This is a genomic window from Hyphomicrobium sp. (genome assembly GCF_003987855.1).
Taxonomy (GTDB): domain Bacteria; phylum Pseudomonadota; class Alphaproteobacteria; order Rhizobiales; family Hyphomicrobiaceae; genus Hyphomicrobium_B.
In genome coordinates, this window is record NZ_RXIZ01000002.1 from 45,317 (window position 1) to 55,813 (window position 10,497).

Sequence of the window (10,497 nt, forward strand, 5' to 3'; positions counted from 1 at the left end):
CGCACGCGGCGCTCAGAAGCGGGATTGTCGTGCGAAGCTTATTCGCTGCGGGTCGGGACGTCTCGATCCGACCGATGACTGCGGCTCGTGAGAAACAGCAATAACCCCGTTCCCACAGCTCCCAGGATGAGAAGGCCTTCGACGGCGAAGATCATCGTGTAGGCTGAATCGGGCATTGCACTTCCTCTTTTTGTTGTGTCGCAATGAGACCCTGATCGCGCTCGGAAATCCAATCACGAGTGCAGTGATTAAGCGTTTATTATTTCAACTGCCTCGCAGTGCACAAAAACCGCGAATCCTTCCGTGTCCGGATAAAACTGAAAATTTCGGCGACGGACCAACGGCTTGGGACAAGCGCTTCGGCTCGATTTGCGCTGATCAGCTGCGAAGAATTTCGCACTGCACACTATTATTAAGCGCGCAGGCGCTCACCGAGCTTTTGCCAAGAAGCTTGCGAGCTGCTCGGCATCGGGAAGGGCGGCCCGCGCGCCCAGGCCTGTGCAGCTCATGGCGGCAACGGCGGATGCGTTGCGAACGCAGTTCGCGTCGTCGAGACCTTGCGCAACGCTCCACGCGAATGCGCCGTGAAACGCATCGCCAGCACCGGTCGTGTCCACAACGTCGACTTCGAACGCGGGCTCGAAACCTGTCCGGTTGCCGTGCGCGCTCCAGAGATAGCCCTTGCTGCCCAGCGTTACGCCCGCATGGCGAATGCCGGACTGCACAAGGCGGTTCAAGCGTTCCTCATCACTGCCGTCGGGCAAGAAAGACCGGAAGGCCGGCGCGGAAAAGATCGCGTAGTCCGTGAGACCGATGACATGTTTCAACAAGGCGCCGCTGTCGAGATCGATGTCCAAAACCGTCGGCACGCCCTGGGCACGCGCCTCGGCGAAAACCGCGAGCGTGCCTTCGAGCCAGGTGAGATCGCTCATCACAACAGCGGCATCGGCGACATCGGAGAGCGGCAGCCAATCGGCGATGAGCGGGAATTCGTGGTCGTCCTCACTGATGACCAAACGCTCGCCGCGCATATCGACGATCACGGCAGCAGTCGCGGAAGACACGCCATCGAAAGCGCGGACGTGACTCGTTCCGACGCCTGCCGCGCGTAGCTGGTGACGAATAAGTCCGCCGGCGGCGTCATCGCCGATCCGCGCCCAAAGAGAGACATTGCCACCCAGTCGAGCGAGGGCCGCGGAGGCGTTTGCCGCCATGCCGCCTCCGCTTGCGACGTGCGACTTTGCTCGCATCTTTGTAGGTGATGAGGGAAACGCGTCGATGCGGTAGACGTAGTCCAGCGAAGCGTGGCCAACCGCAATGATGTGCTTGTCGCTCATCGGTTCGAACCGACGCAAGGATTCAAACGTGACCTCTCGGGTCATCGTGATCGTCGCCCCGATCCCGCGGGCCCTGCAAAACGTTCAACCTCGCCTTCAATCTGTCGATCTCGCCCAACAGATCAAACACCAAGGCGATGCCAGGCGGATTTAAACCGAGATCACGATTGAAACGCTTCGCCTTGGCCAGTCGGACTACGCTGACGCGCGAGAAACGCCATTCCGATACGGTCGCGCCTTGGGCTTCGATGATGCCTTGCTCGACGAGTTCGACGACCCAAGTCGCCTCGACCTTGCAGGCGTTGCTCAGCTCGTCCAGCGAATAAATCGCCTCGGGGCCGAGCGGTTCAGCGGGGATGGCGCCAGATGTGTTGTCGGTCATCTTCAAACTCCAAGTCCAGCGCGCGGATCAAACGCGAGTTCTTTCGCCATCTCTTCGTAAATCTTGCGGGCCTTATCGACGTTGGCTGGAGGCCAAACGATCTTGAGCACCGCATAGAGATCGCCTGGTTCTTTGGCGGGAATGCCGCGACCACGAACGCGAAGCTCGCGGCCGTTGGCGGAGCCGGCCGGCACCTTCAGCATGATCGCGCCTGAGGGCGTCGGCATCTTGACGCTGGCGCCAAGCGCCGCCTCCCATGGCGCGAGCGGCAGCTCAAGATAAAGATTCTTGCCGTCGACGCGGTAAAGCCGATCGGGTTTGAATCTCACCTCAAGATAGAGGTCGCCGGGCGGAGCATTGCCTATTCCGGGCGAGCCCTGGCCTTTGAGCCGAATGGTCTGGCCTTCGACGACGCCCTTGGGAATCTGCACGGTAAGGTTCTTGTCACGGACAAGAACGTGTCCGCCATCGTCCATTTCCGGCACGCGTAAGGTAATCGTTCGCGTTGCGCCATCGAGGGCATCCTGCAAATCGATGACGATCGCGGCGTGATGGTCCTCGCCGCGCATATTGAACGAAGTGTGCGCGCGCTCGGAGCGACCGCCGCGTTGTCCGCGCGCGGCGGCGCCAAAAATGCTGCCGAAGAAGTCGCTGTAATCGGCGTTTTCCGGGCCGCCGGAATACTCAAAGCCCGCATCCCAGTTCGGCGGCGGCCTGAACTCCTGCCCTGCTTTCCACTCTTTGCCGAGCTGATCGTAGGCGGCACGCTTTTCCGGATCTCCGAGCGCTTCGTAGGCTTCGCCGATTTCCTTGAACTTCGCTTCCGCACCGGCATCCTTGTTGATGTCCGGGTGGAACTTTCGGGCGAGCTGGCGATACGCCTTCTTGATGTCGTCCTGCGTCGCATCGCGTTCGACGCCGAGCGTTTTGTAGTAGTCCTTGAATTCCATGTGGTCTCACGTCATCGAATGAGGTTCAGCGCATCGGTCAGGATTTTCCGGTGGTCGAAGGCGAGTTCGATGCCATCGAAGTTCTTAATCCAGGCTACAGCTTCGGCGTCGTCTCCGGCGGCGGCTTCGGCTTCATCGGGAACATTGGCAAGAAATGCGACCGTGCAGGTATGCCAGCGCGGATCGCGGTTAGGATCGGAATAGACACCGACGAGCTTGAGGTCCGTCGCTTTTATACCCGTTTCCTCTTCGAGTTCCCGCCGCGCCGCCTGCTCGACGGTTTCGCCAACCTCGACGAACCCCCCGGGAAGCGCGAGAGCGCCCTTGAACGGAGGGAATTTACGCCGGACCATGAGCACCCCACGCGCTGGCGAGACGATGACACAATCGGCGGTGAGGAGCGGAGTGCGAGGCGGCGACATGGCTATTCCATTTACGTCGAAAGCGGCGCCATGAAAACCGCGACGAGCGCCGGATTGCTCTTATACCGGAACATGGCCGAGCTGCAGGTTCTTCTTGCACATCCCGGCGGGCCGTACTGGCAGAAAAAGGATGCCGGTGCCTGGACCATTCCGAAAGGTGAAATTGAAGTTGACGAAGATCCCTTTGCCGCGGCGCTACGTGAATTCGGCGAAGAGATGGGATTTCAGCCAACAGGCCGCGCGCTGCCGCTCGGCGCCGTTCGCAGGCCGGCGGAAAAGTGGTGCAAGCCTGGGCCATCGAAGCAGATTGGGACCCCGCCGAACTCGTCAGCAATACCTTCAGCATCGAATGGCCGCCGCGTTCAGGGCACACCCGGGAATTTCAAGAAATCGATCGTGCAGCTTGGTTCAACCTGGAAACAGCGCGCGGGAAAATCCTTAAGAGCCAAGCCGAGTTTCTTAACCGTCTCGCGGAGGCCGTGGGCCAGCCTTGATTTCAACGCGCATTTGCGGCGGCCGGCAGCTCGACTGCTTCGTAATGGCGAGGTCGTAACCCGATGTTAAGCAGAACGGAAGCCGGCTCGTTGAAACTGCGCATATTTTAGGAAATGGACGGCATAACGATCGGGACGCGCCGGCTGAGAATGCGAAACGCAACCTCCGGCGCATCTGGCAATGCGGGGTAGTAGTGCGTCATGAGTGAAGTATCAGAAATCAAGCCGGCCGAGATCTACTCGGACCTGACCAGCGATGACATCGCCGAGATGATGGCAGAGGCCGCACGCGTCGACTCACTGTTTCAAACCGGGCGAATTTCCACGACGTACCTTTCGAGCCTCGCCGCCGCAGCTGATGCTATCGCCAACTGGGAAGAGGTTCTGCCGGCGAACGCGGCTTAAGCTGCAACTTGCGAAATCGCGGGGATAGTACCACACACAAAAAAGCCGAGACTCGTCCTCCGAGTCCCGGCCCCGCACGTTTGAAAAATGCGCCCGCAGTTATTTCAGCGGGCCGTAATCAGGCGCCGGAGCGGCGCGGTCGCCGCCGAAGAGATACGTCAGACCGACGCGAGCCACCCAAAAGCTATCATCGTAGGTGGCGCGTAGCGTGCAGTTCCCGCCTGAACACGCGTTGGTCGTGAATGACTGATCCTGCGAGCCCAGATCCACATAGAGCGCTTCAGCGCGAAACGCCCAATGATCGCTCAACAGGTATTCCGCGCCGCCGCCCGCGGTCCAACCGATCTGAGTGTCGCTATCGGTCTTGCTGAATACCACAGTGTTGAACGCCCCACCTTTCATGGTGTGATCGACGCCGCCAAAAGCCAGACCGCCTGTCGCGTAGACGAGGAAGTTCTCATAGCCCAGCAAGCCAACTCGGCCGCGCAGCGTGCCGTACCAATTGATTTCGGAACCGAATGAAAGATAGGGGTTGCCTGTGGTGCAGCTCGGGCAGTTCAGGGTGCCGACTGCATCGGCGTTGAAATAGCTGATGTCGCTTTCGATGCCGATCAAACGGCCGTTGCACTGCCAATTGTATCCGCCGACTCCGCCGATGGTAAACCCGCGATCGTTCTCTTTGAGATTGGCATTCGCAAAAGGTGGGTTCGCCGGAATGGTCGTTTTGGAGGTCAGACCACCAAAACCGAGAATTCCGCCGCCGTAGAACCCTGAAAACGGGCCGCCGCAATAGGGCCCCGCTGGCGGCGGAGGCGGCGTATAAGCGTAGGGATCCTTCAAGTCACCGCCAGCAAATGCGGCCGAGACGCTCATCAGCGTGAAGACGACGCCTGCAAATATTCGCAACACCTTCATCATGAGAGCTTCGATCCCCGCAGCCGCAATATCGCCGGTCAGGCTTCGACGAAAGTCTAGCCTTTACTGAACACTCAACTTGATTCGCATGGTGGCGTCGAGAGTGTTGCCTGGAGCTGGCGGCGTCGCTAGGAGCCAGCGTTGCCTTGATCCCACGGCGGGTTTGTTCATATTCGCGCATGACGCGCATCGCAGGCGAGATCGCACGCCGCGCCATCGGATGTTTGATCCTGCGCAAGGCTGGGCGGCGGCACACGCGAAAGTTATCGCCATGAGAAGCGATAGGACAAAAGGCGTGCGCGAGCAAAATGACCCAACCCGCGCCTCCTGACACACCGTTCCATTGCTTCCCGAAAGCATTTTGGACCGTTCCGCTTGATGCTGCATTTAGCGAACTGCGAAGTCAGCCGTCTGGACTGAGTTCGGTTGCAGCAGCGGAGCGACTCAAGAGAGAGGGGCCCAACCTCGTCAACGCGAGGGCGCGGCGAAGTTTGTGGAGCAAAGCGCTACGTCGCGTCCTTGAGCCCCTAACGGCGATCCTTCTTCTGTCCGCTGCGATATCGGGCATGGCGGGTGACTGGCAGAGCTTCATCATTATCGTGTTGATCGTCGCCCTTTCGATCGGGCTCGACATCTACCAGGAAAACGAGGCTGAGGCGGCCATCGACGCCTTGAAGAAGTCGGTGGCGGTGACTGCAACCGTGCTGCGCGACGGGCACCCACTCGAGCTCCCCGTCAAAGATCTGGTCCGGGGCGACGTCGTTCGCCTGCGCGCGGGAGACTTGGTGCCGGCGGACGGGTTCGTGATTGCCAGCCATGGCGCAATGGCGAACGAAGCGAGCCTTACGGGCGAACCCTATCCGAGCGAAAAGAGCACGGGACCGTGTTCGTCCTCGCTATTGGCGGAGGCGCGCAACGCTTTTTTCGCGGGCACCAGCCTGATTGCGGGCGATGCGTCGATGCTTGTCGCAGAGACGGGTGCAGCGACGACGTTCGGGGCAATCGCAGCTTCGGTCGAGGCCAAGGAACCTATGACGGCGTTCGAAAGCGGCGTTCATGGCCTTGGGATGTTGATCCTCCGGCTCACTGTCTTTCTTGTGCTGTTCGTGCTTCTCACGCAGCTCGCCCGGCATGGCCTTTCTCTTGAAAGCTTCATGTTCGCCGTAGCCCTTGCGGTCGGGCTGACGCCGGAGCTGCTGCCGATGATCATGACGGTGACGCTCGCGCGCGGAGCGCTCCGGATGGCGAAACGCAAGGTCGTGGTCAAGCGCCTCTCTGCGATCCACGACCTTGGCGCGATGGACGTGCTGTGTACGGATAAGACCGGCACTCTTACGGAGGCGAAAATCGCGCTGGTCGAAACCCTGGATTGCGAGGGACAGGCAAGCGAGAACGTAGCTCGGCTGATCCGGCTCAACAGTCAATTCGCGAGCGGCGCGCGCAGCAATCTTGATGATGCCGTCATTGCTGCGACTGCGCCGGCGGAAGCGAATTGGTCTCTCGTCGCCGACATGCCGTTCGACTTCGAACGCCGGCGATCCTCCGTCTTGGTGTCTCGATCCGGCGAGGGACAGATTGTCAGCAAAGGTGCGCCAGAAGCTATTTTGGATCGCTGCACGCATGTCGACTTGGGCGACAAAGGCGTCACGCACCTCGATGCCGAACGCAAGGCGGCCATCACGTCGATCTTCGAATCAAAGGGCAAAGAGGGCTTACGTCTTCTCGGTGTGGCGCGACGTACGATGCCGCTCGACCGCCGCGAAATCGGGATTGGAGACGAGAGCGACATGACGTTCGTCGGCGTCGCCTCGTTCCTCGACCCACCCAAGAGTTCTGCGACCGCCGCGGTCGCAAAGCTCATCGATGCCGGCGTCGCCGTCAAAATCATTTCGGGCGATGCGGCTGCCGTCGTATCGAATCTCGTGCAGATCCTCCACCTTCCGTCGACCGGCATGCTCACCGGCGACGATGTGGACAGACTTTCGGACGCGGCACTCGCTGACCAGGTTGCGTCCGTCGATCTCTTCGTCCGTGTTTCGCCGGATCAGAAAGGGCGGATCGTCCGGGCGCTGCGGACACGCGGTTATACGGTTGGATTTCTCGGCGACGGGATCAACGACGCGACCGCAATCCACGCAGCCGACGTCGGATTGTCGGTCGAGGGCGGAACCGACGTCGCCCGAGATGCAGCCGACATCATTCTGTTGCAGTCAGACCTCAACGTGCTGGCCGACGGCGTCGCGGAGGGGCGACGTACTTACGCGAATATCATGAAGTACGTGCGCATGGGGACCAGCTCGAACTTCGGCAACATGCTTTCGATGGCACTTGCGTCCCTCATCCTGCCGTTTCTGCCGCTCATGCCCTTGCAGATCCTGATCAACAATCTTCTCTATGATCTGTCTGAAATCGGCATTCCTTTCGACAGCGCCGATGCAAAGTCGCTGGCGAAGCCTCACGCCTGGAACATCGGCTCCGTCCTTGGCTTCACCCTGATCATGGGGCCGCTATCCTCGCTTTTCGATATCACCACATTCGTCATGCTTTCGACCGTATTCAAAGCCGATGTCGAGGTATTCCGCACGGCTTGGTTCGTTGAATCGATCGCGACGCAGATACTCGTAATCTTCGTCATACGGACAGCGCTGCCATTCTGGACCAGCCGGCCGAGCCCTATTCTCGCGGCCACGTCGCTGGGTGCGCTTTTCGGCGCCGTTGTTCTGGCGCTCACGCCGCTCGGACGTCCCCTTGGTTTTGTGCCAATCCCGGCATCGATCCTTGCTGCAATCGCCGGTATCACTCTCACCTATCTGCTTGTTGCAGAGGCTGTTAAGCCATTTGCCACCCGGTGGTCCCCCAAGGGCCTGCACAATCCGCTACATTTTCGAAATAGTGGGGCGTTGTGGGGCTATCTCGGTCTCAAGTGAACCAGGACCGATCTGATCGTCGGCCTAGCATTTTTTACTTCAAATACATGATAATCGGCGCATCGCAGTTGTGCGGATGAGACTCGCTTCTGCTCCAAAAGATTGTGTTATACCCCAGTGGCATATTCAGGTTTTCGGGCCGTCCGGTTTTCGATCGGCGTCCACGAGGGACGATATTCCGAGGATACGGGAGTGCCGACAGAGATACTCATCATCGACGACGACGCCGACATCAGGCAGCTGCTCAAAACTTGCTTCGAGCGCGAGGGCTATCTGGTGGCCGAGGCCGACAGCGCGGCGAGCGCCCGCACTGCGCTCGCAAGAGGGGGCATCAGCTTAGTCACACTCGATCTCACACTTGGCCATGATGACGGTCTCAGTCTCGCGCGAGAAATTCGAGCCGAGGGGGACGTTCCCATCGTGATGGTGTCGGGCAAGGGTGATGCGGTCGATCGTATCGTCGGGCTCGAACTTGGCGCGGACGATTATATCTCCAAGCCATTCAACCTCCGCGAAGTGCTTGCGCGCGTGCGCGCGGTCCTGCGCAGACGGGAAGTGAGTCCGACTGCTGCCCCGACGACGCAAGCCAAGCACGAAGCCTATCAGTTCGGGTCATGGACGCTCGACATTACCAGCCGAATTTTAAAGGACGGCGGCGGGGTCGCACGGGATCTCACGACCGGGGAATTCAATCTGCTGGAAATCTTTGTTCGCCGTCCGCATCGCGTACTCTCGCGCGACGAAATCATGGATCTTCTGAAGGGCCATGACTATTCGCCGCTCGATCGCTCGATCGACGCGCTCGTCAGCCGGCTGCGCAAGAAGATCGATGACGACGGCTCCAAGCCGGCGCAGATAAAATCCGTTCGCGGGATCGGTTACATGCTCGGCGTCGACGTCCGACGCGTTTGAGATCCGGTCCTAAGTCGAATGCTTGTCCAAGACTTTTCGAACGACTTCCGCCAGGTCGTTTTGCGTGTAGGGCTTGCGCAAAATCGTCCAGGCATTTTCATCGGTCGTCACTGTCCCGGCGATCTCCTCGGCAAAGCCGGTCGTCAAAATGACAGGCAGTTCAGGATGATTGGCGGCAATCCACTTACCCAGATCAAGGCCGGTCAGACCTCCGGGCATCATGATGTCAGTGAAGACGAGATCCACCTTCAGGCCGCTTTTCAAAGCATCGCGGGCTTCCGCGCCCGTAACGCATTCGACGACATGATATCCTAAGCGTTCGAAACGCTTCACAGTCAGGACGCGTACGTCCCGATTGTCTTCGACGACGAGGACATTCTCGCCTTTCGCCAACCGCGTCTGCGGCTTCTCGGGCGCATTTTCGGCAGACTTCTCATCGACATTGCGGGGCAGATAGAGGTTCACAGTCGTGCCTGTGCCGGGCTCGCTGTAAATCGTGATGTTACCCTGCGACTGCTTGACGAAGCCATAGATGGTGCTGAGCCCAAGGCCCGTTCCGCGCCCAGGCGGCTTCGTCGTGAAGAACGGCTCGAAAACCCGGCTCAAGGTTTCCTTGGTCATGCCCGTGCCATTGTCCGAGACCGAGATTCGGACGTACTCACCCGCGGTCAACGGACCCTCGAAGCCGATCTCTCCTTCATCGAGAGTGGCATTTTCCGTTCGTATCGTGAGCTTGCCGCCGTCAGGCATCGCGTCGCGCGCGTTGATGGCCAAGTTGATGACCGCAGCCTCGACCTCGCCGGCATCCACCCGCGCCAGCCAAAGATCCGGAGCAAGATACGTGCGAAGCTCGACCATGTCGCCGAGCGTTCGCCGCAGCAGTTCGGTCATGCCCCGAACCTGTTCATTCAGATTGATGACGGCGGCTGCGAGCTGACGCCGCCGGGCGAATGTCAGCAGCCGGTTCGTCAGGCGAGCGCCGGAGTCGGCTGCTCGTGCGGCGCGAGAGAGAAGCTCATGGTCCTGCGGATTGGTGATCGCCTCTTCCAGGAGTTCGAGATTGCCGGAAATGATGGTCAGAAGGTTATTGAAGTCGTGAGCGATGCCGCCGCTCAGCTGGCCGATGGCTTCCAACCGCTGGGATTTTAGAGCGGCTTCCTTCTGTCTCAGCTCTTCGGTCATGTCCCGGAAGAGGGTCACCACAGCAATGCGTGAGCCGTCGGAGCCGACGATATCCGCGATATGCCCTTGGCCTGGAAATTTTGTGCCGTCACGACGCTGAAGCGGAACCGCGATCGTGCGGCCGTTGGGCGTGTCAGCGTCGCTAGCGATGAGCCGTGAGAGATCGTTGTTATCGGCGAAGAGTGCCGAAAGCTCAACAACATCCTCGGCGGAATAGCCGAACATTCGCGTGGCGGCTGGATTCACCAGAATTACCTCGCCGTCCGGCGAGGAAATGACCAGCGCTTCCGGCACGTGATCGAATACGGCCTGGAACAACAGGGACTGCCGATCGATCTCTGCCTGCAAGCGCGCACGGGCGCTGAGGTCGTTCAGAATGCCGGAGAAAAAGCGTTGTCCGGCGACTTCGAACGCGCCGACAGAGAGGTGAAGCGGGAAGATCGTGCCGTCCTTTCTTAAACCCTGGACTTCGCGGCCTATCCCGATAATTCGCTTCTCTCCTGTGGAAAGATGGCGATGCAAATAAGCATCGTGCTGCGCCTGGTAGGGTTCAGGCATCAAGATGTTGACC

At 59.7% G+C, this 10,497-nt stretch carries 10 protein-coding genes and 1 pseudogene; 4 read left to right on the top strand and 7 right to left on the bottom strand.

Annotated elements, in window-relative coordinates:
* Positions 1–38: 38 nt before the first annotated feature.
* The 5 genes from EKK30_RS01490 to EKK30_RS01510 form a co-directional block, all read right to left on the bottom strand.
* Positions 39–176 (bottom strand): hypothetical protein, encoded by a 138-nt coding sequence (locus EKK30_RS01490; protein ID WP_290979192.1) that lies wholly within the window; start codon positions 174–176, stop codon positions 39–41.
* Positions 177–428: 252 nt separating this feature from the next.
* Positions 429–1,337 carry a PfkB family carbohydrate kinase gene (locus EKK30_RS01495; protein ID WP_290979195.1) on the bottom strand — a complete coding sequence of 303 codons (909 nt, stop codon included), beginning with the start codon at positions 1,335–1,337 and terminating at the stop codon, positions 429–431.
* A gap of 22 nt (positions 1,338–1,359) precedes the next feature.
* On the bottom strand, positions 1,360–1,719 hold the full coding sequence (locus tag EKK30_RS01500; RefSeq protein ID WP_290979198.1) for a chaperone modulator CbpM: 360 nt from the start codon (positions 1,717–1,719) through the stop codon (positions 1,360–1,362).
* A gap of 2 nt (positions 1,720–1,721) precedes the next feature.
* Positions 1,722–2,669: a DnaJ C-terminal domain-containing protein gene (locus tag EKK30_RS01505; RefSeq protein ID WP_290979201.1), complete on the bottom strand. Its 948-nt coding sequence runs from the start codon at positions 2,667–2,669 to the stop codon at positions 1,722–1,724.
* 11 nt (positions 2,670–2,680) lie between these two features.
* Positions 2,681–3,091 carry an NUDIX hydrolase gene (locus tag EKK30_RS01510; RefSeq protein ID WP_290979204.1) on the bottom strand — a complete coding sequence of 137 codons (411 nt, stop codon included), beginning with the start codon at positions 3,089–3,091 and terminating at the stop codon, positions 2,681–2,683.
* 30 nt (positions 3,092–3,121) lie between these two features.
* Here EKK30_RS01510 and EKK30_RS01515 point away from each other — a divergent pair.
* Positions 3,122–3,585: pseudogene (locus EKK30_RS01515) on the top strand (NUDIX domain-containing protein).
* A gap of 201 nt (positions 3,586–3,786) precedes the next feature.
* Complete coding sequence (locus EKK30_RS01520; RefSeq protein WP_290979207.1) at positions 3,787–3,990, top strand: hypothetical protein; 204 nt, start codon at positions 3,787–3,789, stop codon at positions 3,988–3,990.
* Between the two features lie 99 nt (positions 3,991–4,089).
* Here EKK30_RS01520 and EKK30_RS01525 read toward each other — a convergent pair whose 3' ends face one another.
* A complete protein-coding gene (locus EKK30_RS01525; protein ID WP_290979210.1) occupies positions 4,090–4,908 on the bottom strand; it encodes an outer membrane beta-barrel protein in 819 nt (272 codons plus the stop codon).
* A 305-nt stretch (positions 4,909–5,213) separates the two neighbouring features.
* On the opposite strand from EKK30_RS01525, the gene mgtA reads away from it, so the two are divergent.
* Entirely contained in the window at positions 5,214–7,832 is a 2,619-nt protein-coding gene (gene mgtA, locus EKK30_RS01530; RefSeq protein WP_290979213.1) for a magnesium-translocating P-type ATPase, read from the top strand.
* Positions 7,833–8,024: 192 nt separating this feature from the next.
* On the top strand, positions 8,025–8,744 hold the full coding sequence (locus EKK30_RS01535) for a response regulator (protein ID WP_290979216.1): 720 nt from the start codon (positions 8,025–8,027) through the stop codon (positions 8,742–8,744).
* A 9-nt stretch (positions 8,745–8,753) separates the two neighbouring features.
* On the opposite strand, the gene EKK30_RS01540 is transcribed toward EKK30_RS01535, so the two are convergent.
* Positions 8,754–10,497: PAS domain S-box protein (locus tag EKK30_RS01540; protein WP_290979219.1), on the bottom strand; the 1,744-nt coding region annotated here is incomplete at its 5' end.